Here is a 23681-nt window from a genome sequence, read left to right on the forward strand (position 1 = left end):
AATCTATTACGAGGTTTCGCGTTGAAAGTCAACGCCTATTGCCACTGATAAATTTGAAGTGCACGGCGCAATTGCGAAGGTCGAAATGGAGCACAGGCGCCATCTCACGTTCCTTCGCGCCATGCTTCATGGCGATTTCAGCCGTCGTCAGCCCCGACACGCAATAATCGATCATGCGCTCGGCCGGTACGCGCCCCATTTCCTTGACGAATCCGTCCAGTTTGTCGATCGCGGCGACACGCCCATCCGATATCCCGCTGGCGTAGCCAGATCCGATACCGCGCAGGAAATCAGCCGAGCTGGCAACCGCAATGCCGGCGCGCTCCCATAGCACCGCCAAGTGACTGCCTGCATGGAACAAGGCGTCTTGACGCTTACGACCATACCTCCATTCAAACGTGCCAGGCCGCGACCGGATCGCCTGCGTCTCGGACCTCTGGGCCGAAATGCGGACCTTAACCGCGGTCACCCTTATGCCCTCCTTGCCGCCATCCGCTTTGGAAAGCCTCGTCATCCGGCGAGCCTGGCCTTCCGCCTTGATGCGTAGCGAACTTCGCAGCTCGTCACGGCGCCATACGTCCGCGACCCGCGTATCCTCGACCGGCGCTGCCTGAAGCAATTTGGCAGACGCGACCTGCCGGTTTTGTTTTCGCCTAGTTCGCTTTTCCTTCAGGTCGATGCGCTTTGAACCGTCGACCCGAACGCCGGCAGGCTTCAGTTTTTTCTGCCTCATCAAGCAACCTTTCTTGTGATCGTCTGGAGGATCGGAGGGGGTGGCAGGTCATCGGTAGATGTCACGCGTTCCGGCACGATCACGTTGGCATAGTGCCGACCGACGAACGTGTCGCTCCGCACCAAAAGCTGTCTGTCGCTGAGTTTCATTTCAAATTGGCTGAACGGCGTTTCGGGCCGGTTGCCCCACCGATGAATAAGAGCCAGGTTCTTCCGAGCAAAGAAGCGTGTTCCGTCCTCAACGTCCGCAAGTGCAAATACCATGTGCTTCATTGCACGCTCTACAAAACGCCCTCGCCTCAGTATCTCGTCGGTTGACGGGTGTTCCGGGCTCGTCGGCGCCCATTCTGGTAATGGCTTGGCGGCATCGATCAGCGCGGCCTTCAGTTGCCGCATATCAAGTGCAACGTCGTATCCATCGGCCAGCAATCTAAGTCCGGCGGCAGTGCCGATTGACATCTTTTGAATAACCGTGCTGCCGAGACGGTCGGTCATTCCGAGATCCGAGTTGACGAATAGCTCGCCGTCGGTCTGCGCTAACTCTCGGTGCAGGAACGTGCGAAATCCCTTCGCCTGCTTGTCGAATTGGTCGCGCGCGAATTGGATGTCGTCGGCTACGGCCGACATTTGCCCCACGAACACCTGGAGGCCCGATTCCTCGCGGCCAATCTCGGACCACATATCGATGTACGACCTGCACGCCGTCTGTCTGCGAAAGGCACGTTCAGCGTGCCGAAAGTTTTCACCGAAGTGGGTTTCCGCGCACCTATGCCCAATGAAACGGACCGCTTTCTCGTCAGGGAACAGCGCCATGCGGCCCCTTATGAATTTCGGCGACGTGGTAGCGCAGAACGGGCATGGGACACGTTCGCCACCCGGCCGGCGGCCAACAGGGACCGAAATCTCCTCTGAAAGCAAAACGATGTTTTCTAACTGAGTAGGTTTGTTTGTCGAAACGTTCTCGAAATCTTCAGGTCGGCCAGTCTGGCCGATATGCTCGCGCCAACGGCTCAAATAGTCGTCGTCAGGCATGCCCGTAAAAACTGGGTAGAACCGAACCTTCTCGTCCATCTTGTTATTCGCCTCGGTTAGCAGCATCGAATCACCAATAAATTTACACCGGAGCGCCTTCCAGCCGTAGAGAGGGTTGCAGCTATCCCCGCTTTCCCCATACCCTCACCAAGCAAATGCCGGCCTTTTGCTGCTGGTTTGCTGTCTATTTGACGCAGCAGACCGTACGCCACTTCGTTGCGGTAGGATTTGGAGGCCAGCAAGGATCTAGCCGCCATTTTTCTTGCGCTCCTTGTTCGCCTCCAATTCGCGCTGGATCGCTTCGATCACCCGATACGCTGCGCCTGGTGTCGACAGGATGATCAACGTGTCCTCTTCCTCGTCCCAAGTGCGTTCCTGTCTGATCACAATGCCCAGCTTCTGATTGGTGTAGACGGCAATCGCCGACTGGTTGTTCACGACAATCTCCTCTCCGTCGTCCCAATCCATCGTCCATGGATTAGTCTTCCGCGGCTTGGTGGCGGTCTGATCAGGTTCGCTCGGCTCGACCGTGGACAGGTCGAGCGGCATCTGGGCTTGCTGTTCGTCGCTCATGCCGCATCACCATCCTGTTGAGGCGCCGACGAGCGCAGCGCGTCGAAGACGACTAGGGCAAACTTTTCAATTTGGTCGTTGATCACGTTGCGGTCATGAAGGCCGCAGACTTGCATTCGTCCGATTTGCTGGCGAACGGTCGAACGCCAGAAACGATCAGCCGCGGCGCCGCGGCGCTTTTCCAAAATGCCGATAGTTTCACGTACCAGCCGCACATTGCGGTGCAGTGGAAACGGAACGATCGATGCCGCTTTGTCTCGGTTCTGTTCCATTTAGCTCGCAACTCCCATATGGCGGAGTGCTTCGTCACCGTCGCACTGTTCGGCGCCGTCGTTGGCGTCTACCGCGCCATTTCTGCTTTGGAGGGAAGGAAGGCACTTTGACGGTAGCGCCACGACGACACCCGCCGAGCCCGAGACCAACGCCGCATTCCGCCCTACGGGCGGGCCTTCGGCCCCGCTGAGAGAAGATTTTTTTGCGAGCGTGAGCGAGCTTGGACCCCGTGAGGGGGCCTCTTGCGACGGCTCGACAGGCACCGATGAGACAAGTGTGTCGCTTTTGGTAGATACACCTACTAGCGACGGACCTGTCTCACGAAAGCGCCGATACCATTGCGCGCGAGAAATCCCCTCGGCATCCCACGGGCGACCTTTGGACAGGGAATTTTTGGCCAGCCAGCTTTCGCGAGGTTCGACACCGCGAGCGCGCCGCTTGGCTGTTTGCCTTGCCCGATCACCCGACCGCTTTACGTCCTTGGCAATGCCCTTGCGGACGCGGGCAGAAAAATCACTCGCCCCCATCGTTCTGATTTCGAGCGCCGTCCGCTCCAACAGCGTCAGGCAGATTTTGCGCGCGGCTTCGTCGGCCTTCATCTGGTAGCGGCGCCCAACCAGCATATTGAGAATCGGGCGGATGATCGTACCCGCCCGCTGCAAAGCCCAAGGTGCCCACCGCCGGCACCAGTCAGACAAGACCTTGTCCAGATCGAGCCCTTTGCTCAGGCAGTGAGCGTTGAGCGAATAGGCGGCAACCTCGATGAAAAGGTCCGCGTCATCGGTCTCGGGCAGGATCGCCCCGTAACGGCTTACTATGATCCGTTCCAGTTCACGCACGCGCGCATTGTTGATCTGAAATGGCCCTGTTGGCTTCGGCTTGTCGGCCAGGATGCACCGGCCGACTTTCATCTTGCCCGTTCGGTTGGCGCGATGTCGCGCCTTGGCAGCGTTGGCGATGCTCATCTAGTGCGCCCTCGCCCGGATGAGGTTCGCGCGTCGCTCGGCCGCGATGGCGTCGGCGATCGACAAGTTGAAGAGCCTGCGAATTTGGGGGAGGACGGCGTGCGCCTTATCGGCGCCGCCGGCAGCAAGCCATTGGGCGGCCTCTTCGACGGCATTCGCTCCGGTATTGTCAGCGCGCCGGGACGCAGTGACGGCGCTCAAGCAGCGACCGCCATATCTTCGAGGATGGAAAGCTTGGTGTGCAACAAGTATCGTGCGTGGTGGCCGGGGAACTGACCGCCATGGCCTTCGTGCACCGTCTCGATGACGAAGCCCAGCGCCCTCGCCTTGAACACATAGTCGGACCAACGCGGCCCCGGGTGAGTGATCGCGGTGCAGCCACCTTTGCCCGCATCAATCAATTGCTTCATCGCCCAAGCAACGCGACCATCAAGGCACATCGTCTGGCCGTCGGGTTCGATCTTCACCGTAAGGGTAAATTTCTTGTTCGGTGTCTTCGAATGTGAATTAACGGACGCTTGCGCGCCTGCTACATCGGGCATGTTCTGGTCCTTTCGGAATCTCAGGGGAGGTTACGTTTCTGGTCCGGATTGGCTTGGGCAGCTTAGGTTTGGCGACCGCTGCTCAAGCCGCTTCCTTTCCCACTGTGGAGCGGAGGCCGAGTTGCAGGGCAACCGGCGCGACCGGCACAACAATCTTTCGACCAATGCGGATTGTGGGAATGTCGCCGCGTCTGGCGGCGTCGTATGAGCCGTTGCGGCTCAGCCCGAAAAAAAGAGCCCCTGCATCAGTTATTGAAATCGTAGGGCGGCTTAACGCGTCTTCCAATGTCATAGCGCCTGTCCTGCTTTTGTTCCGTGATTTGATCATCCAAAGCACTGCAATAATAGTACATCCTGCGAGTCGGTGGTTCAAGGGTCCGCCAGCGATATCTTGTGGTTTCCCCAAGGTATTGCACGCAATCCACGGGTTTTTCTTGCCATGTAGGCGGCCACGGTGTAGCGCTGTGGCATTATATGGGAGTGCTAGGTATGGCAAAAGACGTCACGCGGGGCGGGAAAAGCGAGACACTCACCATCCGGTTGGACCCAAAGACGCGGTTCATTCTGGAGTACCTTTCCAGACTGAAGGGACAGAACATTACTACAGTGGTTGAGCGCGCGATTGTTGCCGCCGCTTCACAGGAAATGGTTCCTGATCCGCAGTGGCCCGACCAGCCAGACGGGTGGCAGCGCTTTTGGGATGTTAGTGATGGATGTCGTGCGCTGCGAATGGCAGAGCGCGCAGAGTTCTTCCCAACCTATGAGGAGGAACGACGCTTGGCTTTTGCGAAAAGTCATTGGCCGTTTTTTTACAGCTCCGAAGACAGGGCGCGTTTCGTCAATCACTATATCGACGTTCTATGGCCTCGGATCGATGAGTTCATCCAGATTTATGATGACCAAAAACAGAGCGATTATTTTGCCGCCGGCAAGGCCATGCAGGCGGCGCTTAGGGCGGCGCAACTTGCTGCTCCAGAATGGCCGATCCCAGCAAAAACCAAACCGCCAGAAAAACCAAAACCTGCGCCAAACCGCGAACTCGATGACGAAATCCCGTTCTGAGGACAAGAGTATATGAAAGGCCATATCCGCGAGCGCAGCCCAGGCCATTGGGCAATCGTCCTCGATGTCGGCGAGGTCGACCCGAAGACCGGCAAGAAGAAACGCAAGTGGCACAGCTTCACCGGAACGAAGCGTGAGGCTCAGAAAGAATGCTCTCGCCTCATTACCGTTCTTGATCAAGGGCTCTATGTCGAGCCGACAAAGCAGACCGTCGCCGAGTTTCTTAACGAATGGCTTGCGTTCGTCAAGCCGTCTGTCGCGCCAAAAACCCATGAGCGCTACACCGAGATTTGCCGGAAAGGCCTGTCGCCGCTCATCGGCAACGTGATCCTGTCCAAGCTGAAAACCGATCGAATAGATGCAGCCTTCACCACGGCGTTGACGGCGCCACGCGTCGACCACCGCACGAAGAAGGATCAGCGCGAGCCGCTTCCGCCACTGGCGCCTCGCACAGTCCACCACTACCGACGGGTGCTCGTGAAGGCCTTGGGCCAGGCCGTGACCTGGGAACGGCTATCGCGCAATCCGGCCACTGCGACAACGCCGCCCAAGGTCGAGAGGCAGAAGATGCTCGCCTACGACGTCGGCCAGACAGCGACGCTGCTTGAAACTCTTCGGCCGACGCGGATGTTTGTCCCGGTTCTGTTGGCCGTGACCTGCGGCCTGCGGCGGGGCGAGATCCTTGCGCTTCGTTGGCGCCATCTGGAGCTTGGAGACAATCGTCGGCAGATGTCGATTGAAGAGAGCGCCGAGCAGACCGCCGACGGCGTACGCTACAAAGAACCGAAGAGCGGCCGGGCCAGGACGGTGGCGCTCTCTGCCAGCACTGTCGCCGAACTGAAGGCGCACCGCGCGCGGCAGGCCGAGGAGCAGTTGCGCCTCGGTATTCGTCCGGACGCCGACAGCTTCGTTGTGGCTCAGGTCGACGGCCAGCCCTTACAGCCGCGGTCGTTGACCCATGAGTGGGTCCGCGTCCTTGGCAAGACCTCCCTACCCCGCATCCGCTTCCATGACCTTCGGCACACCCACGCGACACAGATGCTTTCGGCCGGCGTTCACCCGAAGATTGCCAGCGAGCGCCTGGGCCACTCCAACATCGGGATCACGCTGGACCTCTACTCGCATGTCATGCCCGGAATGCAGGCCGACGCGGCAGAGCAAGTTGACGTGGCATTGCAGGCGGCTATAAGCAGCGAGCGAAAAGGCAAATAGTTGCAAAGTGCGTAGCAAAGTGGTTTTTCGGCCCCGGCGCCGGCAAACAAAAGCGCAATGATTGCAACTAGTTGGAGGGATGGCCGAGCGGTTTAAGGCACCGGTCTTGAAAACCGGCGTGGGCGCAAGTTCACCGTGGGTTCGAATCCCACTCCCTCCGCCAAGTCAACCGGAAATCGTGCTTTTTAAGGATTTCTGGGTTCTTAGATAGCCAAACGACTAGCCAAATTGCAAAAGTGCTACCCAGATGCCGTCGGCTCACTGATTTTTGCACGGATCGTTTCAACGAGCTCTTCTACCCTAGAGGCCTTCACGCAATAGCCTAGGTGTAGCATCATTTGGGTTTGCGCTATCTGATCGCTCGTCGGCACCGGAACCGGAACGATTTTGCCTGTCGCTGTCATACTTGGACCGGAATGCAAAACGCCTAAGAAATAGACTTGCGGCTGAGCCAGCATGGTTACACCGCCGCTGCCGTCCGGCAGCATGTTTTCAAAAAAAGCAAAAACCGGCGATCCTGAGGATCCACCAAAGGCTGCAATGTCCACGACAAAGTTGGTCTCGCCGCGATAATCGGTCAAGTAGTTCACGGCGAGGATTCCTCGGCGCACGACCGGAAGATTGTTCTTCTCATCCATGATTCCACTTGGGAACCCAACCATTAGGACGCTCGTGGCGGCATGCAGGATTGCTTGGATGTTGTCCGGTGCGATGGTTTCGCGACCAAGCAGTAGATTGAATATCTCTTTGCCTTGTCCTCGCATCGCTTCCACAATTGGCTGTATCGGAATCGCAGCCAAGTCCACGGTTGGATCGGGGTGCTCAAAGATTGGCAATTGGTTCTTTGTCAATCTGAACGTGTTTGCCGGTCCAAAAACCCTCTTCCCCTGATTATCGAGCAGTGCAAAATCGAACTCCAACCACTCCTTTCCGACAAGCACGTGCTTATTTGAAACGATCAAAGGTACGTTTCCCGCCCCCTCCCGAAAATGATAGAAGAAACCTGTTCCCTTATGGACAGCTTGTGGATTGGCGACGTCGCCGGCGCGGATACGAACGACGGTATAGGGCAGAGCGGTAATTCCGGTCGTCTGGGTTTGGTCGTACATTTCTGTCCTTAATTCCTCGGCAGTTTGTGGATTTCTAACCTGACCGGCCCTCCTCGATCGCAACCGGTGCAAAATAGCGCTCTCTCTACCGTGCTGAAAAGCGCGGCCTCGCCGTAGCGCTTAATCAACGCGGCGGGCTTCACCTCGGCATGGTGCGAACAATTCTTGCACCACGCGCGCAGTTTGTGCCATTCGCGCAGATCGCCAAGCGCCACGTCTTGGCCGGCATGCACGCTGCCATCAACGATGGTCTGAGGCGGAACTTTCGGCTCGCCCGGCGTGATGATTTTTTCCATCACATGCCGGCTGTTGTAGTGGATCAGCACCATTCCGGGACGACGACGAATAGCCGCCTGCCACGCCGCTTGGCTGATGAAAGAATCTGGAGATCGGCAGATGGTCTCAACGAGGTTCTTCTCCTCGCGGTCCCAAACCTCGATACGGAAATTGTCCTCTGCCGTCTGTGCCATAGCTTCGCCGGCCAGCGCCAAAGCGCCTCGCCATTGCCCATCCTTCTCAAAGCCGATCAAGGCAGAGATAGGGAACATTTTCCAAGGCGGTCAAGGGGGGCATGACTTTTTTGTTCTTATTTTGTTCGCCCATCAACATGAGGACCGGATTGCTATGAGCCACAAGCAGGCGGCGACCTAATTGCAGAAGGTGGAGTTTCCAATTTTCTGGCAATTCGTCCCATCGCTGAAAAAGGTAGAATTGCCGATGCGTTGGGACGTTGTGCCGTCACTGAAAAATGTCGAGTTGCCAACTCGCTGCGACGTCGTTCCATCACTGTAGAATGTTGAGCTGCCAATTTGCTGCGACGTCGTGCCATCACTGTAAAATGTCGAGTTGCCAACTCGATTTGCACTTAGCCCATTGGAACAGAACGTCGAATTACCAATCGTATTGCATGTTTGCGCAAAAACAGGCGCGCTAGCCATCGACACGCACAGACAGATCAACAGCGCTCGCATATTAACCTCCCCAATAAACCCGGCCCAATTCTATAGCACGGTCGCAGCGGCATTCAATCTGACGCAAGCCAATTCGACAGCGGATTCGACAACAAAGTAAAGAAGGCGCATTGTGGCTTTGGCGCTGGGGGGTGCCTTGATGAAGTGGCGTTTGTATTTTGTCGTGATGACTCTGGCTGTCACGTCCGGCTGTGCTGCCGACTATTTGAACAACTATGACACGGTGACGCTTGCATCTGGTGATGCAAATCACACGAATTCGCTTCTGCAAACCGTCGATCCTTTCAACCCCAACAGCAACAACACGCATATCGAAGGTGACGGCCAACGCATCGTTGGCGTGGTTCAACGGTACAGATCGCCGATCTCTGCCGGTGGCGGCTATTCCGGCAACTGCCCGACCGATAACAGCGTGGCGGCTGATGGCTCACATTGCGGCAAGCGATCCGCTGAAAGCCGTCCAGGCGGTGCAATGTGAGCGGCATCGACAGATCGCGCTACGACAATCGCTCTGACCAATGGCGGCGGCGCACTGGCGCGAAGCGCTCGCGCGCCAGAAGATGGGCAAGCGTGCCGCTTCGCCTCGTGCTGGTGACGGTAGCCGCGGCTTCTGCCTTGGCAACGCAATTCGTCATGCACAACGGCGGATCGCTGCCGGAAATCAATCTGCAAAACCTGATCAAGCCAAAGCCAGTAGCCATTTCCGGCGTGGCGTCAGTCATCGACGGCGACACAATTGAGATGCACGGGCAGCGGGTCCGCTTCAACGGAATCGATGCACCGGAGAGCGCCCAATATTGCGACGACGCAAAGGGCTTCGAATATCCCTGCGGCCGACGTTCTGCCGAAGCTCTGGACGGCTTCCTAGCAGCCTCCAAGCCCGTCCAGTGCGCATTCGTCACATGGGATCGCTACGGGCGCTTCGTCGGCGACTGCACGCGAGCTGACGGCTCCAGCGTGGCCGCATGGATGGTTGAACACGGTCAGGCGCTTGATTGGCCTAAATACAGCAACGGCGCATATGCAGCGCAACAGGCGAAAGCCAAGGCGGCAAAGGTTGGTTTGTGGATAGGATCGTTTCAGGCGCCATGGGACTGGCGAGCGCAACATAGTGACGATGCACAAACGCCAACTGCACCGCTTTTTGCGACCGGCAACGGCAACCCCGGTTGCAACATCAAAGGCAACATCTCGGCGAGCGGTGAACGCATCTACCATTTGCCGGGACAGAAATACTACGCCGTGACCGTCATTAGCCAAAACAAGGGCGAAAGGTGGTTCTGCTCGGAAGCGGAAGCCGTTGCGGCCGGCTGGCGGCGATCGAAACGTTAGCGGAAGGCATTCAACTATGAAACCTCACGTTAGAGCAGCCGTTGCGGCGATTGCATTAAGCCATTCGTCCGGTCGCAACGTGTCATCTGTTTACTCATATTCGGAATTGAAATACGTCAACATCGATGCGTCGGTGCAAGGGAACGTCGTTGACGCTTACGACTACAATAACAGTTGCCATATCGACGGAACGCTTCCGAGCCTCTACCACTACGGTCAGAACAGTCATATTGACCTTCAGCCGCAATCAGGCGGCCAATATGACGGCTACGACTATGGGAGCAACTCCCATTTCGAACTAACGGTGAGCGGCAACAGTGCCGAGCTTTACGACTACGGCGAGGGCGGATTCTTCTCTTTCTCGACTTGATCGCCCATTTCGCCCGTCGATATTGGCGGAAGACTGGACCGCCATTTTCCCTGATTTTGCTACTGTATTTGAGGCAATTAGCCAAACGGCATGGCCATAGTCGCGCTTGATGCCATACCTCACTGCCTAGGAGGCAGCCAGTTAGGAGTAACCGCGACGGTGAATCTCATGGTGGCGGCCAATTTTTTCCGGCAAGACCATCTCCACGCCATCGTGATTTATCCAAGCGCCCAACAACACCAACTGCGTTCCAGTTGGCGCGCAAAGTCCTCTACCATCTGCGCCGGTCTGACGTGCTGCCGCTTCCCATCGAGCTATCTCCAAATCCCAGCTGTTACAGTGGACCGTCATTTCATCGATCCATACCTTGGAAGACAGACCATCGATCGAGTCGGACGCCGACCGTTGATCTGGATCATTTGCCGGCAAACGTTCGCTTTCGAATGCCCGTAGGACCGTTGGGCGAAGCATCTTTGTCATAAGGGAATTCGCGCAACGGCCTAAGTCGGCATCAATAAGAAATTGAGCGCGAATGCCGCAAGGTCCATTGAAGAACCAGTCAAAGGCTAAAGGAGGCACAGAGAACACACACTTGATACGCCAGCAATTTTTTAAGCGCTCGTCGTTTGCATGCTGTTTGCTCGGTGGCGAGCTAAGTAAAATATTACGACAGATTGACTCCACTATTTCTTGGAACGGAGGCGACGCTTCGAGCGTGGCCCGCCGCTGCTCATTGACCTCCGAGCGAAAATGCCATTCATCTGACCTCTTAAAACGAATTGAACTCATTCGAACGGCGCGGTCAGGTGTCGCCCTGTGAATGAATCCAGGTGGCCGAGTAGTCAGTTTTTAGCCCTTTGACAATTGCCTCCAGCTTGGAATCACCAAGGTCCGCCCATGGCAACTTGCCATTCGGATCCTTAGGTTCTAGTTGTCCAATTTTCTTCACAATGCCGTCTGTTTCTTCCTGCGTTAGAGGAACACCGGTACAATCAGCCAGTACCCGGACCGCCCAAGCTCGTATACCTTCGGGTGTCGATTTGTCGTTGACATAGGTAAGGGCAAGCTTCGCCATTTCGACACGGTTCGTTGCTTTGGCGGCGTCGATCGATGCTTGAGCGGCTTGTTTTGCAGTTTGCACTGCCGCATCGGCTTGTGTCTTTGCCGATTCTATGGCGGCATCTGCTTGCTGCTTCGCAACGGCTACCGCACTCGTGGCTGCATAATTCGCAGTGAAGTACGACCCTACCAGAGCAAGCGCTGCGGACCCCAATGTAACAAACCAACCGGGACCGCTTGTTTTCGCGTCCGCCATAGGACTGCCCTCCCCTCAACGATGATCGGATAAATTATACTGAGCCTGAGGATTAAAGCTATGGCTAAAGCAGGACAGTTGAATATTCATCGGCAGAAGAGACATTCCATCCGAAACTGTGGTTGGAATTATCCGACCCAGTCGCGCCACTTGCCTAGCGCATTTTCCGGGGTATCGGTCGGACTGATTGCATCCACGCTTGCCATTAGTTCGAAGAGTTTCTCAATCAATGCCGCGCCGTCCGCTGTGAGCGAATACGCGTATTTAGCAACCGGATCGGACAGCATCCCTAGCGTGATGTTGAAGGCCTCAAGGAACGCCAATTGATCGCGGCTCAATCGCTTCGAAAACTGCCGGTTCAGTCCCGGTGCTAATGCGTCCAGCCGTTTAGCCAGGGCGACGCGTTGGGATTGGCGCATTAGCGCTTGACCGCTTCCAATTGCTCGACACGTCTCAACAGCTCCGCGTCTTCAATTATTCCCTTCCCTGCCGCGATTGCGTCCAGCAATTGCTTGGCTTCGTCCGGGCTTATCTCGCCCGACCATGCGGCGCTCAAAACGGCTGTGGCTAAATTTTCACTTGTCGGATTCTCCACGTCTGGCAATTCGACCGTCCGATTCTTTGGCAAGAATGGATCGGCGCCATAGCGTAAAAGGATTTCGGCGGCGCGGATATCGCCAGCCAGCATCTTGCCCACAAGCATCGTCATGGCCGTAGCCGCATGCTCATTCGCCGTATCGATCGCTTGGCGAGAAACCCTGGACCTTGAACCGACTTTTTTAAAGCCGGAGTGGCCGGGTAAAAAGCGGCCCGTCGATGGGTCCTTGCCGGTCCGGTCTGAATTATCCATGGTATTTCACTGCCCCATTTTATGGGAGGTTTATGACCGGTCGGATTGCTCGTCGGACCATGTGGAAAATCCTTCGAACAACCCGACCGGAGAACGCCTAACGAATCGTCCGAATTGCTAGGCGACTTTCTGCCCCATGAGCATTTTGAACGCTTCATCGGGAGTGAGATTTCCGGCTTGGCTGGCAAAGGCAATAACTGCCAAGAGCAGTTTTTCAGCATCGCTGACCGCTTGCTCGCGTAGTTTCAAGCCATCCAACCGAGCCTTCGCTAGATCGCGAACAAGATCGTCGCTCATCTTGTTTTTGAGTGGGTTTGCAGCCGTGGCGAGATTGTCGTTCGACGGGTTGTCGATCGTGCGCGCCCACTTCCTGATTGCGAATTCTTCGACGATCAATCCGGCAAGCTGTTGGTCCTTGGAAAATATCGTCAGGTCAATCGACGGAGCGACAGCGTTCAGGACCGTGATGCCGGGCGACTGCATTACCCAATCGAACGCCTCTCCAATCTGGTCGAAGCCGTCAAGCATCCGGCGCACTTCCTGCCGCTCCAAACTGTCTGCTGCGATTGAGAAGGGCGTGGGGTTTGGGATTTGGATTGGCTGAGCAAGAGAGTTGCGGGAAATGCCGACGCTGTTCCGTTCGTCAATTGCCCTGTCACGCAAATACCTGAAGGGAGCGGCCACGTAACGGGCGATTGCCTCTAGGGACACGTCACGAATTTCGTCGGTCCTCTTCAGCCTCTCCGCCGCACCTATGACCGCATTTCCAGCCGCCAATACTCCGTTATTCAAAGCGCTAGCGGCAGCATCGATATCGGGCGACATTGTAGAATATTCATTTGGCCAGAAAGCGGAAATCACCGAGCCGTTGTAGTTCCATTGGAATAGCGAGCCGCGCGAGGAAGCTCCGTCGATCCTCTTGAAATCTTTAATCATGGCGTGCCCTTTCGAGGTGCTTTGGTGTTACACGTAGAAAGGCGTATGCGTTTGCAGAGAACGTATCAAGTATTAATAATTGTTGTTAAATGGAAAGTGAAATACCGGTATTTATTTGGATGTTATATTCCTGCCTTTTCCAGAAAAATCCTGATTGGCTAATTGATTTGGCTATCTGGTCGAGAACTCGGCAATAAATCGAACAAAATCAGACCAATCTAGCGGAGGCAGTCTCCGCCATGCTGGCGATCAGTGGATATTTTCGGCGAACTGATTTGGTGCCGTCCATCTGCGAGTGTCCTTGGAACGGTAGCCAAGCTTAACGAGCGCTCTGATTATTGCCGGGGGAAGCTCCTTGGACTGCCGCGCAACTCCAGTTGGGAAATCCCTCCACGGTTGCAAGTGGCGATCGAGCATTTCGGACACGACGGTGCTTGATGAGTCCTCGAATTGCCAATTGTCGGATTGGTCAACCGAAGCCGACATAACTCCGTTGATTATTCCAAAGGAAAAATGGGTGGAACTGACAACCATATTGTCGGCACAGCCACCCAATGTTCCCCAAACAACAAACGGATGCCCGTCTGTCGTGGCCGCGTCGAACATGAAGGAATAGGATTGGTACGTCTTATCGAAGCTGAACGTGGTCCGGATGTTCCCTTCGTAGCCGGAAACCATGTCCAGGCATTCGTCCCGGTATTGGAATTCCGACGGATTGACCGGCGACGCCCATTCGCGTGTCCTGCCCGATAGCCACAAAAACGCGTGGTCAGCGATTTGCCCTAGCTTCGCGAAATTTGCGTGATCAGCGGTGATGGTCGAGGCTCTATTCTTCATGACGAGCGTCCTTAAAATTACATAATTTGCCATAGACAGGGTTAGACAGGGTCTTAGTCCTCTCCTGAGAAATTCAGGTTTTTACCTATAGGCTTTAAGACCCTGTCTAACCCTGTCTGAAGCCATATTTTCCGCGAGCGTTCACCGCTTCGGCGTATGCCCACTGTGGATTTGTTTCGATTTGCTGAGCGGTGTAGTCCCGCACGACGACGAAGCGATATTTGTTCGGTCCTATCGAAATTCGCTCAACTAGCTTCATCCCCGCTTGTTCGATCAATTTGTTGATCGTTTTCTCGCCGGGCAGTTTGGCGATGCTCACATGTAGATAATTGATGACGTCGCTGCGCTCTGCCAACGGTCCCGGCCATTCGTCTCTGAATGCTGCGAGCAAATTGTCCAAGTCGGAAGCCATCGCGCCGAGGGCCTTGCGCTTAGCTTCGTTCATGTCGGGAATAGCGCCGGGTTTGAACCCCGATATGTCCAAAAGCTCCAACCTCTTGCGCACGGCGGAGATAAAGTCCGGATTGGCAATCTGGCTATAAATTCGCTCGTAGTAGTCAGGCGATTGCCTGTGCGTTGGATTGGCAACGACGTTGAACCGTCGGTCCGAAGCGTCGAACGGAAGTGCGTCCCAATTGTTGCTAAAAAAGAGCCATCGACAGCAGTTCCATTCGACAAATTCCAAGCCGTGCTTTTCGTTGATCCGGCGCATTTCCGGATTGATCATCGACTTTAGTTTTTCACTGTGGCTCCAGCGACCATATCCCTGCATTCCTGCTTTGGCTTCATCCACGACGGCGAGCAATTTTCGGCTCAATCGACCGTTGAATGTTCCATCCAGCATTTCCTGTATGTCGATGCCGGCAGCCACATAACCGCGCAGAACTCGGACAAGGACGCTCGATAGCCAGTTGCGGCCTATTCCCGTCTCCTCCGTGATGAAGAGATAGGCAGATTGAGGAAGCTCTTCCGGACGCTGGACAATGTGCGCAAGCCATTGCTCGAAACGAACGCGCTCCGCCTCAATCGGGATGAGGTAGGCCAGATGCTCGCTCCAAACCTCCACAAGTGACTGAGAGCCATCTGGTAAGCGATACGGCTGAAACCCGCGCCAAGTGTTGAACCCTGCCCCTTGGCTTTCTGGCGCCTCGCAGATGACAGCTCCGTTCGGCTTCCAAGTTATAACGTCGACACTCTTCCTTGATGGCGATTGCTCCCACTGGTTGAACACCGGCAGATAGCGTTTTTTGAAGTCGCCGGTTTTCGGGTCAATTGTGCTGGCGGCGACTTCATATCGGGAAGCTGAGTATTCACGTTGTGCCGTGGCAAACGGCAGAACGTTGAGCGTTCTGGAATCGGCAATCGCTCCGCCCGATTTGCTGTGGCGGATGAACCAAAGGTCCTGAAGCATATCCTCAAGCGTCATAACGCGAGTGTGGATATCGGCCCCAATATCACTTCCTATTCGGACGTTCTCTTGGACCTGCCGGGAGCGACGTTCTTGACCGTTGCCGCCGTAGACGGTTTGGCAGGATCGTACTGCGGCATTGACGGTCGAGTTTCTGTAGGCCGCGCGACGTGTCCATTTCTCCCGCCTGCCTAGTGCGGATCGACCGAACAGTCGGATGATCCGCCCATAGTCGCGACCGGTCCAAAAGGCCAAGACATTTGCCAAAGCTTGATCTGCGCTCGAATGATCGAAGGGCTTGCCTGTCGCTGATGGAAAATATTGCGCAAGCGCTGCCGCGTGAGCCTCCCACAGTTGGAGGTTCGTCGGCGATGCCTGGAGCTTGGCCTTTGTGCCGCCTGTGGAGGCGAGGAAGCGGCGCAACAGCTCTTCGTCGTCGTCTGGACCGATCCAGCGCGGATCGCGCTCTACGGCCTCTTGAGAGGCGTCTTGCTCGCCAACCCCGCGAGCTGGAACGAGGATCGCTAACTGGTTCGTCCAGTCGATATCGATGTTGCCTTGAATGCCACCCGGACCAAAAGCGACGAACCGCTTAGTTCGGTAAAATTCGCACCAGCCGGCCCACTTGTTCCTAAACCCACCAAGCGCCACCTTGTCGCATCGCCCGAATATGTGAATCCCCTCGCCGCTCTGACTTAGCTCCCATGCAGCGTTCGGAAACATTCGAGTTATGGCAGCGGCTTCGGCTGACAACTCACCAGTCGTGGCGTCTCTACATCCATCCAGATCGATCACAAAAAATGGATCGTTTTCGGCAAAGACAAATCCAATTCCGGCATACTGCCCGGACGCCAGCGCTCTAACAGCCGTTGGATAATCGGACCATGTGGCGGGGTTGGTCGTATCTGCCCTTCCACCATTGGCCGAATAAGGCATCTTCGCGGGTTTGGGCGAGCCGGGTTTTTGCTCCAATCTCCAAACTACGAACTGCCTATATGGGAGCAATTCAGGTGGGAGCCTGACGGAACTTCCGTCACGCATCCGGAAGGCTCCCAATGTAAGTTTCGATGTCGCTTCGAAGGAAGCCAACCAGCCTCGGACCGATCTTCTTCTTCCTCGGAAAAGACGGATTGTCCTTGATGTACCGGTCCAACGTCGGACGGCTAATCCCAAGCGTTGCGCAAACCTGGGGGATCGACAGCACGATTGCAGATTGGTTCATTTCGCGGACGCGCAGATTTCCTGCCATGGCCACACACTCCATCTGATTGATTGTCAGTAAGGTGCGGCGTCCGCCGTCATTCGTTGAGCCGCCGCGAAGGCCTTCCAGCCCGCTCAAGGTGAGCGCAGGTTGTCGCGGTCCGAATCAAGGACGATTTCGTAGGTACAAAGAGGAACACAAAGCGTCAACGCGTTTTGAATCGTTGCGCTTTGTGTCCACAAATAAAAGTATGCCGGCAATTGTTTTATCGGGCGCTTGCTAAATATGCCGACCAATCTTCCATTAACTGCCGGCGCTTCTCCATCAAATCTCCCCGTCGATAAGCGGCTTCAACTTTATTTTTGATTGTGTGGGCCAGCGCCATTTCAACAATGTGGTTCGGGTATACGGTTTCCTCCGCCGCCCAATCGCGGAAAGCCGACCGGAAACCGTGCGGGACATAGTGGCCTAATTTCAAACCACGCATGACCATGAGCAACGCCATGTTGCTGAGTGATTTGTTGCGTATTGCTCCGGGGAAAAGATACGGGTTTCCCTCAATGCGGAGCAATGATGCCACGAGCTTCAACGCTTCACTGGACAAGGGAACCCGATGTTCCTTGCCGGATTTCATCCGGCTTGCCGGGATCGTCCAGACCGCTTTTTCAGTGTCTATTTCCGACCATTCAGCGCCAAGTGTTTCGTTCGTCCGTGTCGCTGTCAAAATCAGAAATTGAAGCGCCTTGGTCGAGTAATCCTCCCGTTCGGCTATTGATTGAGCAAACGCGGGAATTTCCGGATACGGCATCGCGGAAAAATGGTTCTTTTCCTGTTTGCCGTTTAGCCAGAATTCCAGATTGTCTGCCCATCGCGCCGGGTTGTGATGGTTTGCCCATATCTCCGGCTTTTCAGACATTCCCTTGGCCTTGGCGGCTCCGATAATTGTCTCAACGCGAGAGCGTACGCGAGATGCCGTCTCGCGCTTTGTCGCCCATAGCGGTTGGAGAATTTTCAGGACTTCGGCTGTTGTAATCGACTGTGGTTCGAGATGGCCGATCACAGGATATACGTACGTCGCGAGCGTGTTTTCCCACTGTTGAACATGCTTGGCATTTTTCCAGCCGCCCCGGTTCGCCGCGATATAGTCCAGGGCGACCGATTTGAACGTGACTAGCTGTCGGACCGGTTCTGGACTGGCAGCCTTCGCCGCCTCCCGTTCGGCTAGAGGGTCAATCCCTTTTCTGACCTTTTCGCGCTCGGTTTCAGACAGCAATTCGATTTGCTTCAATTCCCGGACAGTCGCCGGGATTGAGTCCGTCAGCGACATTTGCCGACGACGACCTTTGAGCATGTACCGTATTGCCCAAAAGGGACGACCGGACGGCGCGATGAAGAAATAGAGCGCTTTTGTATGGCTCCATTGACCCGGTTCACCCTTGTGAACCAATGACTGAATTTCCCGAATAGTGAGCATGATTTTGAATCCCGGCTGACGGCGAACTAGCCAAATCCAGTGGCCAAATCGCGAGAAAACGTTGTGATGCGTCAGTGAACTGTTGTGAGCGTTAGTGAGCGTCACAACACCGAGAAAAATTAACGATATCAGATGGATAGTAGCGCATTTGTGGCCCCTTGTGAACGTCTATGGACGCTCATTTCGTAGGTCACTCCCTCCGCCAGAAGTTTTCCTATCATGTTGATTAATCGATGAAATTATTCATCGCCTTATTCTGTTCCTAACTCCATTCCTAACTTTCCCGGCTGATGGTTGATCGTCGCCGCAGGGATTGTCCTCCCCGGATGCCATGAGGCGCTTGGCTGATAATTAGCTTCATCTAATATACTCTTGTCCCGAAAAGCCGAGGGGTGGTCATGGGAGAACCACGAAGATGGATCGCGCTGGCGTGGCTAGTCCTATCTGGCGTTAAATTTCAAACTGAGACACTACCCTTCGGGGAGCCGGCTTGCGTTTACCCGAGGCCAGCGCGATGCCCCTTTTTGGGAAGGGCAAAAATGACAACGAAAATACTCGGCGCCGGGGTCAGCCCGCTGCCGGCGGGACGTTTTGCGAGCAGAATGACCTATCCAATGCACTCACAGCGCCCCAGGTAGACGCCTAGCGGCCATTCCGCGCCTTTGCTCTAGACGTTGCCGGCAAGCTCCTGACAAAGAGGGGGCGGCCCCAGAAATGGTTGTCATCCCCGCGTTTCGCTGCGTTTGGGAAATGCTCCGCAATCCGTTTGTGAAGGAAGGAGGCGTCCTCTGGTCAAGCCTTCCTCGACACAAGAGCCGAAACGTCCAAAACGCGACTAAACCGTGCAATCCCGACTTTGCCTCCAGTCGATAGCATTTCGTCGTGTCCAATGCAGCGACACTTCAAAACGAAGGAGGAATAGTCATGCTTATTAATCGTCGCCGCGTTCTCGAAGTCGCGGCCGCACTTCCGATCATTTCGGTCGCGTCGTCTATCACAACCTCTGCCGCATCCGCAGCGGCCTTCGACTTCTCCAGCATCAAGACTGTCAAGCAATTTGGTGCCGAAGTCATAGGCCGCGCTGACCTATCGCGAGCGGCTTGTGAGGTTGCGCTGAAAAAGGCGACGCGTGCCGATGCCAAGGAGTTCGCCGGCTTCGAGCTAAAGGAGGCCGAGACAGTCATCGCTGTGTTGAAGGAACTTGGAACCCCGTTGCCTCCGATGGGCGACGCCGCGAAAAGCGCGCTCGAACACATCGCCGGTTCGGCGGCAGGCACTGCGTTTGACACAGCCTATATCGGGGCAGAGTACGAAAACCATGCCTTCTTGCGCGACTTAGCGGAAGCCTATCTGAAGAATTCTGACCCGTCGGACCCATCTGAACAGCATGGGCGCCAGCTCGCGACAGTCGCACATTGGGCTTTCTGGGAACACACTGCTCTCACTCAGCGAATCGCCCGCGAATTGGCGGCCTAGACACCGCTTCAGCTGGCGTCTCATCATTGCCGAGCGCGTTTGAGTACGCGCTCGGCGACCTATAGATTTCGCGCTCGCCGCCATGTGGCTGGGCTGGTCCCTACGAGACGCACAAAGACGCGCGTGAAATGGCTTTGGTCCGAAAAACCACAACTCAGAGCCACTTCCGCGAGAGTGGTTTTTTCGTTAATCATCGCCGACTTAGCTCGTTCAACGCGGCGGTACAGAAGCCATTGATGCGGCGCCAGGCCGGTGGTCTTGCAAAAAGCCTTCGAAAAATAGCTCACTGACAATTTACACGCCGCTGCCACGTCTTTTAGTGGCAACTGGCCTGTAAGGTCACCCTCGAGCAGCTCGATTGCCAATCGTGCCTGCCACGGCGCCAACCCGCCACGATGCTGCAGGGATCGCGGCTTTAGCCCGCCATAAGTTTGCGCCAAATGAACTGCGGCCGCCATCATCAGATGGTCAAGAAAAAGTCGGTTCGTTTCCTCTGGCGCCTTAATTGCCGCACGCACGGTACCGATGAGCCCGCGAATGACGTCGTCATCGATGGGCTGCGCGGGGACATAGGCAAGCTCGCTGATTGATCGCGCTTCTAGGTCTTCGGCCACCGTGTTGAAAGTAGCGCGAGGGATGTAGAAATGAACCGTGTGATGCGGCCCCATTATGATAGCGTTGGGCTTTCGCTGGAGGTCGCGGAGGATGGTGTGTCCCGCCCGAAGCGTTCCTACTATGCCGGGCCGTCCGTCCTCCCATGATATATGGTTGGGATAGTCCTGTAGCTGCGTTTGGACGAGAAACGCATCTTCCGGGGGAACAGGTACGCTAGGCTCGGGCTTATGGCAGTATCCGGACGTTTCGGTGTAAGCAATTTCTCCAGTACGCAGCGAGCCTGTTTTAAAAACGCTAGCCTTTGCAAGCTTGAAATAGCTCGCAAATCGATCGCCATAAGCGCCGGCGGAAGGCAGCCGTGATTCTAGGTCGGTAGACCCTTTCATGGTGGATGCGCGCCTGCAATTTGAGGATGCCCTGAAGGATCCATGCTCCAAAAATGCACTGCACTAGGTTCCGTCGCATTATGAGCACCAACGTCCCGTTCAAGCAATACGTGTTCCCCGCATCGCAAGCGAACACGGCCTATCAAGCCAGGCTTGACCCACTGCGCCACTGTCGCCCCCCGAAGTGCCGGGACATCGTCCATAACGGAATCCGCTGCGTATCGTTGTTGAAGCGGATCTGGAACCAGCCGCCTTCTGGATCGCTCATGTCGGCCGAGATTGTGGCGGCCGCGCGCACTTGATCGTAATAGCTCCATCCGCCATATGCCATTGATTTGCTTGTATTTTCTTTCTAAGTCTTGAAGCGGCGTAGGGAAAAAGACCCGCCCCGTGAGGCAGCGGGCTGGCGGTCACGTCTTGTCGCCGTTTGGATTTGGTACCGGCGCCTCTCGCACGTCTCGTGGTGGCGGATCGATATGTTTAGGCTCCGGGGCTGCTTCGTCATCGACAGGCGTCTTAGTCGGGTCGGGCGCCGGCCCTGGCTCTTTGGCTTGATTTGGCATCGGTTCCTCCGTCACCTGAAACCAGATAGCCGTTGTCTTTGTTCCGATGGCGCCAGGCGATTGCTCAATCCGACGGCTGGGTACGCTCAGCGATGGCGAATGCCTGCAGGTTCTTGGCCTTGCCGATGTCCTGATCGGCATTTGCGATGATCGAAAAGAAGGCTGCCCTGGCTATGTCCTTCTTCGAGGCCTTGGGGTGCGCTTTCTGGGCTGCCTTGACAAGTTGCTTGGGCGACATGTCGGGCGTGACGATCCTCATGAGGGTGTCGCCGATCGCACTCATTTCACTTGCGTCCATGGCGGGTGTCCTGTGCTGATCCGTAGACCACGATAGCAAGGACAGTTGGCGACTGCCAAGATGGTCTATGAAATAGAAAACCCCACCGGCAGGGAACCGGAGGGGTTAGTCCTGGGAGGACGCGCGGCGCGCGCTGCGCTCATCGACCGCGCCTTGTCCACATATCCCCGGGTTGCGACACGGATGTGACACTCTGGTCAGCGCCTCAATTCCATGGCTCGGCCACGCGTGTGGCTCGGACACCGGCATCAAGCCTTTGGAAAGGAGAAATGTGGTTCTCTCCGGAAGCTGAGGCGCGAGCGGTGCTGGCCAGAGGCGGCAATAGAGGCGGGCGAATGGATATATTTGGCATCAAGGGGCTGTTGATCTGCGCGCTGATCTTCATTCCGTTCGAACATCTTTTCCACGAACGGCCCCAGAAGGCCCTGCGCAAGGGTCTGGGTGTTGATCTGATCTATGTGCTGTTCAATGGGCTTATCGTAAAAGTGGTCATCGTTCTGATCGCGGCCAACACACTCGAAGCCGCCGCGATGCTCGTTCCGCAATCGATCACGCAGGCCGTCGGCGGCCAGCCGGTCTGGCTGCAGGTTCCCGAAATCATCCTGATCACCGATATCGGCGTCTACTGGGCACACCGGGCCTTCCACACAATCCCTGCGCTTTGGAAATTTCATGCGGTGCACCACGGCATCGAGGAGCTGGACTGGCTCGGTGCTTTCCACTCCCACCCGTTCGACGCCATCCTCACAAAGGCATTGTCGCTGACGCCGATCTTTTTCCTCGGCTTCTCCGAAGCCTCCATCGCCGTCTTTTCAGTCATCTACTTCTGGCACACGCTGCTTGTTCATTCGAACGTGCGGATACCGTTCGGCCCCTTGAAGTGGCTGATCGCCAGCCCGCAGTTCCATCGCTGGCACCATGCCAACCAGCGCGAGGCCTATGACAAGAACTTCGCCGGGCAATTGCCTGTCCTCGACATGGTGTTCGGCACCTACAATGCCACCGGCGACAAGGTGCCGGAAAAATACGGCGTCGATGATCCGATCCCCTCCAGCTATTTCGGGCAGGTCAGCTATCCGCTCCTGTCGGGCGAGAAGCGATCGAACCGTCCAGTGCCGAGCACCAAAGCCTGACGGCTGACACCGACGGCGCAAGACTTTTGTCGCTCCAAACTGGCGGTGTCGCCAGGTGGCAGCAGACGTTCTATCGCGGGTTGGCTTTGGCTGATGCCAGCAATAATTGTAGGTCCTGCGCGTTCGCCTCGAGGCTTTCCCGGCATGGACCATCACGACGACGACCTCGCGAAATTCGAAGCGCGTGGCGCGACACCCCTTCCGGCCACAAGAGACGAAGGCCAGGTGGAACATGAGGGCGCAAAAATCTGGTACGCCACCTTTGGCGCCGGCCTTCCCGTGATCCTGTTGCATGGCGGCCTCGGCCATAGCGGCAATTGGGGATTTCAGGTCCCCGCGCTGCTCAAGGCCGGCTACCAGGTCGTGGTGATCGACAGTCGCGGCCACGGGCGCAGCAGCCGCGACGAACGGCCGTACAAATATGAACTGATGGCTTCCGATGTCCTGGCCGTGATGGACGCGCTGCGCTTGAAGAAGGCGGCTATGGTGGGTTGGAGCGATGGCGCCTGCGTTGCCCTGATCCTTGGCATGAAAGCCCCCGACCGCGTCACCGGTGTGTTCTTCTTCGGCTGCAACATGGATCCGAGCGGTGCCAGGGAATTCGAGCCCAGTCCCGTCATCGATCGCTGTTTTGCCCGGCACGCCAAGGACTATGCCGAATTGTCGGCGACGCCGGACCAGTTCGACGCATTCGTCAAAGACGTCGGCCTGATGATGAAGACCGAACCCAACTACACCGCCACCGACCTGGCGCGGACGCGTGTGCCCGTGGCGATCGTTCAAAGCGAGCATGACGAGTTCATCAGACACGAGCATGCGAGCTATCTGGCCAGCAGCATCCCGGGTTCGGAATTGATCACCCTGCCTGGTGTCAGCCATTTCGCGCCGCTGCAACGGCCTGGGCAGTTCAACAGCGTTCTGCTGGCCTTCCTCGAAAACATTCATTCCTGAATGCCGGGTGCGCGGCCCCCCTGAAGCCGGAAGGCTTTTTCGCGTCGAATCGGCTAAGCCTTGAG

General features: G+C 56.2%; 29 protein-coding genes and 1 tRNA gene. 9 read left to right on the top strand and 21 right to left on the bottom strand.

All coding sequences use genetic code 11. The features are described from left to right. Positions 1 to 28 precede the first annotated feature (28 nt). The 8 genes from MAFF_RS02940 to MAFF_RS38955 all read right to left on the bottom strand — a co-directional run bounded on the left by MAFF_RS02940 (position 29) and on the right by MAFF_RS38955 (position 4409). Positions 29 to 733 carry a hypothetical protein gene (locus MAFF_RS02940; RefSeq protein ID WP_010909402.1) on the bottom strand — a complete coding sequence of 235 codons (705 nt, stop codon included), beginning with the start codon at positions 731 to 733 and terminating at the stop codon, positions 29 to 31. Next, a complete protein-coding gene (locus MAFF_RS02945) occupies positions 733 to 1803 on the bottom strand; it encodes a hypothetical protein (protein ID WP_157865890.1) in 1071 nt (356 codons plus the stop codon). The genes MAFF_RS02940 and MAFF_RS02945 overlap by 1 nt, the downstream gene beginning before the upstream one ends. 207 nt (positions 1804 to 2010) lie before the next feature. Continuing rightward, complete coding sequence (locus MAFF_RS02950; RefSeq protein WP_010909404.1) at positions 2011 to 2337, bottom strand: hypothetical protein; 327 nt, start codon at positions 2335 to 2337, stop codon at positions 2011 to 2013. Next, positions 2334 to 2609 (bottom strand): DUF6074 family protein, encoded by a 276-nt coding sequence (locus tag MAFF_RS02955; protein WP_044547595.1) that lies wholly within the window; start codon positions 2607 to 2609, stop codon positions 2334 to 2336. Before MAFF_RS02955 ends, MAFF_RS02950 begins: the two co-directional genes overlap by 4 nt. Then, on the bottom strand, positions 2610 to 3575 hold the full coding sequence (locus MAFF_RS36560; RefSeq protein WP_010909407.1) for a hypothetical protein: 966 nt from the start codon (positions 3573 to 3575) through the stop codon (positions 2610 to 2612). Then, on the bottom strand, positions 3576 to 3776 hold the full coding sequence (locus MAFF_RS02965) for a hypothetical protein (RefSeq protein ID WP_044547597.1): 201 nt from the start codon (positions 3774 to 3776) through the stop codon (positions 3576 to 3578). Continuing rightward, a complete protein-coding gene (locus MAFF_RS02970) occupies positions 3773 to 4117 on the bottom strand; it encodes a winged helix domain-containing protein (RefSeq protein ID WP_010909408.1) in 345 nt (114 codons plus the stop codon). The genes MAFF_RS02965 and MAFF_RS02970 overlap by 4 nt, the downstream gene beginning before the upstream one ends. Positions 4118 to 4199: 82 nt before the next feature. Further along, positions 4200 to 4409 (bottom strand): helix-turn-helix domain-containing protein, encoded by a 210-nt coding sequence (locus tag MAFF_RS38955; RefSeq protein WP_162034347.1) that lies wholly within the window; start codon positions 4407 to 4409, stop codon positions 4200 to 4202. Between the two features lie 197 nt (positions 4410 to 4606). Between MAFF_RS38955 and MAFF_RS02975 the strand changes: the two genes are divergently transcribed. The 3 genes from MAFF_RS02975 (at position 4607) to MAFF_RS02985 (ending at position 6554) form a co-directional block, all read left to right on the top strand. Further along, positions 4607 to 5179, top strand: coding sequence for a hypothetical protein (locus tag MAFF_RS02975; protein WP_044547598.1), 573 nt, complete (start codon positions 4607 to 4609; stop codon positions 5177 to 5179). A gap of 12 nt (positions 5180 to 5191) precedes the next feature. Beyond that, positions 5192 to 6391, top strand: a complete 1200-nt coding sequence (locus MAFF_RS02980; protein ID WP_010909410.1) for a tyrosine-type recombinase/integrase — start codon at positions 5192 to 5194, stop codon at positions 6389 to 6391. 73 nt (positions 6392 to 6464) lie between these two features. Beyond that, positions 6465 to 6554 (top strand) — tRNA-Ser (locus MAFF_RS02985). A gap of 76 nt (positions 6555 to 6630) precedes the next feature. Here MAFF_RS02985 and MAFF_RS02990 read toward each other — a convergent pair. Together MAFF_RS02990 and MAFF_RS02995 are read right to left on the bottom strand one after the other, a co-directional pair. After that, on the bottom strand, positions 6631 to 7500 hold the full coding sequence (locus tag MAFF_RS02990; protein WP_010909411.1) for a trypsin-like peptidase domain-containing protein: 870 nt from the start codon (positions 7498 to 7500) through the stop codon (positions 6631 to 6633). 8 nt (positions 7501 to 7508) lie between these two features. Next, positions 7509 to 7991, bottom strand: coding sequence for a hypothetical protein (locus tag MAFF_RS02995; RefSeq protein ID WP_244420708.1), 483 nt, complete (start codon positions 7989 to 7991; stop codon positions 7509 to 7511). Positions 7992 to 8583: 592 nt separating this feature from the next. On the opposite strand from MAFF_RS02995, the gene MAFF_RS40485 reads away from it, so the two are divergent. Genes MAFF_RS40485 through MAFF_RS03010 form a run of 3 tightly spaced genes read left to right on the top strand, consistent with a single transcriptional unit; the run spans position 8584 to position 10173 of the window. After that, positions 8584 to 8949, top strand: coding sequence for a hypothetical protein (locus MAFF_RS40485; protein ID WP_010909413.1), 366 nt, complete (start codon positions 8584 to 8586; stop codon positions 8947 to 8949). After that, positions 8946 to 9803: a thermonuclease family protein gene (locus tag MAFF_RS03005; RefSeq protein WP_080511778.1), complete on the top strand. Its 858-nt coding sequence runs from the start codon at positions 8946 to 8948 to the stop codon at positions 9801 to 9803. The genes MAFF_RS40485 and MAFF_RS03005 overlap by 4 nt, the downstream gene beginning before the upstream one ends. A 16-nt stretch (positions 9804 to 9819) precedes the next feature. After that, the gene (locus MAFF_RS03010) at positions 9820 to 10173 is read left to right on the top strand and encodes a hypothetical protein (RefSeq protein WP_010909415.1); all 354 of its coding nucleotides are present in this window, start codon (positions 9820 to 9822) and stop codon (positions 10171 to 10173) included. A 141-nt stretch (positions 10174 to 10314) separates the two neighbouring features. Here the strand turns inward: MAFF_RS03010 and MAFF_RS38965 are convergent, their stop codons facing one another. The 9 genes from MAFF_RS38965 to MAFF_RS03050 form a co-directional block, all read right to left on the bottom strand. Continuing rightward, complete coding sequence (locus MAFF_RS38965) at positions 10315 to 10962, bottom strand: hypothetical protein (protein ID WP_157865894.1); 648 nt, start codon at positions 10960 to 10962, stop codon at positions 10315 to 10317. Positions 10963 to 10975: 13 nt separating this feature from the next. Next, the gene (locus MAFF_RS03015) at positions 10976 to 11488 is read right to left on the bottom strand and encodes a hypothetical protein (protein WP_044547601.1); all 513 of its coding nucleotides are present in this window, start codon (positions 11486 to 11488) and stop codon (positions 10976 to 10978) included. A 128-nt stretch (positions 11489 to 11616) separates the two neighbouring features. After that, positions 11617 to 11907 (bottom strand): hypothetical protein, encoded by a 291-nt coding sequence (locus MAFF_RS03020; protein WP_044547603.1) that lies wholly within the window; start codon positions 11905 to 11907, stop codon positions 11617 to 11619. Then, positions 11907 to 12338 carry a hypothetical protein gene (locus MAFF_RS03025; RefSeq protein WP_010909416.1) on the bottom strand — a complete coding sequence of 144 codons (432 nt, stop codon included), beginning with the start codon at positions 12336 to 12338 and terminating at the stop codon, positions 11907 to 11909. The genes MAFF_RS03020 and MAFF_RS03025 overlap by 1 nt, the downstream gene beginning before the upstream one ends. Positions 12339 to 12455: 117 nt before the next feature. Beyond that, positions 12456 to 13274 (bottom strand): hypothetical protein, encoded by an 819-nt coding sequence (locus MAFF_RS03030; protein ID WP_010909417.1) that lies wholly within the window; start codon positions 13272 to 13274, stop codon positions 12456 to 12458. Positions 13275 to 13523: 249 nt separating this feature from the next. Beyond that, positions 13524 to 14111 (bottom strand): hypothetical protein, encoded by a 588-nt coding sequence (locus MAFF_RS03035; protein ID WP_044547607.1) that lies wholly within the window; start codon positions 14109 to 14111, stop codon positions 13524 to 13526. 106 nt (positions 14112 to 14217) lie between these two features. Further along, a complete protein-coding gene (locus MAFF_RS36565; RefSeq protein WP_157865896.1) occupies positions 14218 to 16491 on the bottom strand; it encodes a DUF5906 domain-containing protein in 2274 nt (757 codons plus the stop codon). A gap of 61 nt (positions 16492 to 16552) precedes the next feature. Beyond that, entirely contained in the window at positions 16553 to 16858 is a 306-nt protein-coding gene (locus MAFF_RS03045) for a helix-turn-helix transcriptional regulator (RefSeq protein ID WP_157865898.1), read from the bottom strand. Positions 16859 to 16985: 127 nt separating this feature from the next. After that, positions 16986 to 18194, bottom strand: a complete 1209-nt coding sequence (locus tag MAFF_RS03050; protein ID WP_010909421.1) for a tyrosine-type recombinase/integrase — start codon at positions 18192 to 18194, stop codon at positions 16986 to 16988. 924 nt (positions 18195 to 19118) lie between these two features. Here MAFF_RS03050 and MAFF_RS03055 point away from each other — a divergent pair. Beyond that, complete coding sequence (locus MAFF_RS03055) at positions 19119 to 19670, top strand: DUF4142 domain-containing protein (protein ID WP_044547610.1); 552 nt, start codon at positions 19119 to 19121, stop codon at positions 19668 to 19670. A gap of 59 nt (positions 19671 to 19729) precedes the next feature. Here MAFF_RS03055 and MAFF_RS03060 read toward each other — a convergent pair whose 3' ends face one another. After that, the gene (locus tag MAFF_RS03060) at positions 19730 to 20671 is read right to left on the bottom strand and encodes a helix-turn-helix domain-containing protein (RefSeq protein WP_010909423.1); all 942 of its coding nucleotides are present in this window, start codon (positions 20669 to 20671) and stop codon (positions 19730 to 19732) included. A 627-nt stretch (positions 20672 to 21298) separates the two neighbouring features. Next, positions 21299 to 21532, bottom strand: a complete 234-nt coding sequence (locus MAFF_RS03070; RefSeq protein WP_010909424.1) for a hypothetical protein — start codon at positions 21530 to 21532, stop codon at positions 21299 to 21301. Positions 21533 to 21867: 335 nt separating this feature from the next. Here MAFF_RS03070 and MAFF_RS03075 point away from each other — a divergent pair, with 335 nt between their 5' ends. Beyond that, positions 21868 to 22665 (top strand): sterol desaturase family protein, encoded by a 798-nt coding sequence (locus MAFF_RS03075; protein ID WP_044547614.1) that lies wholly within the window; start codon positions 21868 to 21870, stop codon positions 22663 to 22665. 144 nt (positions 22666 to 22809) lie between these two features. After that, on the top strand, positions 22810 to 23616 hold the full coding sequence (locus MAFF_RS03080) for an alpha/beta fold hydrolase (RefSeq protein ID WP_010909426.1): 807 nt from the start codon (positions 22810 to 22812) through the stop codon (positions 23614 to 23616). Positions 23617 to 23681 lie beyond the last annotated feature (65 nt).

Source organism: Mesorhizobium japonicum MAFF 303099 (genome assembly GCF_000009625.1).
Taxonomy (GTDB): domain Bacteria; phylum Pseudomonadota; class Alphaproteobacteria; order Rhizobiales; family Rhizobiaceae; genus Mesorhizobium; species Mesorhizobium japonicum.

Bases quoted from the DNA above. Each gene is read 5' to 3' on its own strand.
- MAFF_RS02940 (WP_010909402.1), bottom strand. From the start codon at position 733: ATGAGGCAGAAAAAACTGAAGCCTGCCGGCGTTCGGGTCGACGGTTCA.
- MAFF_RS02945 (WP_157865890.1), bottom strand. From the start codon at position 1,803: ATGGACGAGAAGGTTCGGTTCTACCCAGTTTTTACGGGCATGCCTGAC.
- MAFF_RS02950 (WP_010909404.1), bottom strand. From the start codon at position 2,337: ATGAGCGACGAACAGCAAGCCCAGATGCCGCTCGACCTGTCCACGGTC.
- MAFF_RS02955 (WP_044547595.1), bottom strand. From the start codon at position 2,609: ATGGAACAGAACCGAGACAAAGCGGCATCGATCGTTCCGTTTCCACTG.
- MAFF_RS36560 (WP_010909407.1), bottom strand. From the start codon at position 3,575: ATGAGCATCGCCAACGCTGCCAAGGCGCGACATCGCGCCAACCGAACG.
- MAFF_RS02970 (WP_010909408.1), bottom strand. From the start codon at position 4,117: ATGCCCGATGTAGCAGGCGCGCAAGCGTCCGTTAATTCACATTCGAAG.
- MAFF_RS38955 (WP_162034347.1), bottom strand. From the start codon at position 4,409: ATGACATTGGAAGACGCGTTAAGCCGCCCTACGATTTCAATAACTGAT.
- MAFF_RS02975 (WP_044547598.1), top strand. From the start codon at position 4,607: ATGGCAAAAGACGTCACGCGGGGCGGGAAAAGCGAGACACTCACCATC.
- MAFF_RS02980 (WP_010909410.1), top strand. From the start codon at position 5,192: ATGAAAGGCCATATCCGCGAGCGCAGCCCAGGCCATTGGGCAATCGTC.
- MAFF_RS02990 (WP_010909411.1), bottom strand. From the start codon at position 7,500: ATGTACGACCAAACCCAGACGACCGGAATTACCGCTCTGCCCTATACC.
- MAFF_RS03010 (WP_010909415.1), top strand. From the start codon at position 9,820: ATGAAACCTCACGTTAGAGCAGCCGTTGCGGCGATTGCATTAAGCCAT.
- MAFF_RS38965 (WP_157865894.1), bottom strand. From the start codon at position 10,962: ATGAGTTCAATTCGTTTTAAGAGGTCAGATGAATGGCATTTTCGCTCG.
- MAFF_RS03015 (WP_044547601.1), bottom strand. From the start codon at position 11,488: ATGGCGGACGCGAAAACAAGCGGTCCCGGTTGGTTTGTTACATTGGGG.
- MAFF_RS03020 (WP_044547603.1), bottom strand. From the start codon at position 11,907: ATGCGCCAATCCCAACGCGTCGCCCTGGCTAAACGGCTGGACGCATTA.
- MAFF_RS03025 (WP_010909416.1), bottom strand. From the start codon at position 12,338: ATGGATAATTCAGACCGGACCGGCAAGGACCCATCGACGGGCCGCTTT.
- MAFF_RS03030 (WP_010909417.1), bottom strand. From the start codon at position 13,274: ATGATTAAAGATTTCAAGAGGATCGACGGAGCTTCCTCGCGCGGCTCG.
- MAFF_RS03035 (WP_044547607.1), bottom strand. From the start codon at position 14,111: ATGAAGAATAGAGCCTCGACCATCACCGCTGATCACGCAAATTTCGCG.
- MAFF_RS03050 (WP_010909421.1), bottom strand. From the start codon at position 18,194: ATGCTCACTATTCGGGAAATTCAGTCATTGGTTCACAAGGGTGAACCG.
- MAFF_RS03055 (WP_044547610.1), top strand. From the start codon at position 19,119: ATGCTTATTAATCGTCGCCGCGTTCTCGAAGTCGCGGCCGCACTTCCG.
- MAFF_RS03060 (WP_010909423.1), bottom strand. From the start codon at position 20,671: ATGAAAGGGTCTACCGACCTAGAATCACGGCTGCCTTCCGCCGGCGCT.
- MAFF_RS03070 (WP_010909424.1), bottom strand. From the start codon at position 21,532: ATGGACGCAAGTGAAATGAGTGCGATCGGCGACACCCTCATGAGGATC.
- MAFF_RS03075 (WP_044547614.1), top strand. From the start codon at position 21,868: ATGGATATATTTGGCATCAAGGGGCTGTTGATCTGCGCGCTGATCTTC.
- MAFF_RS03080 (WP_010909426.1), top strand. From the start codon at position 22,810: ATGGACCATCACGACGACGACCTCGCGAAATTCGAAGCGCGTGGCGCG.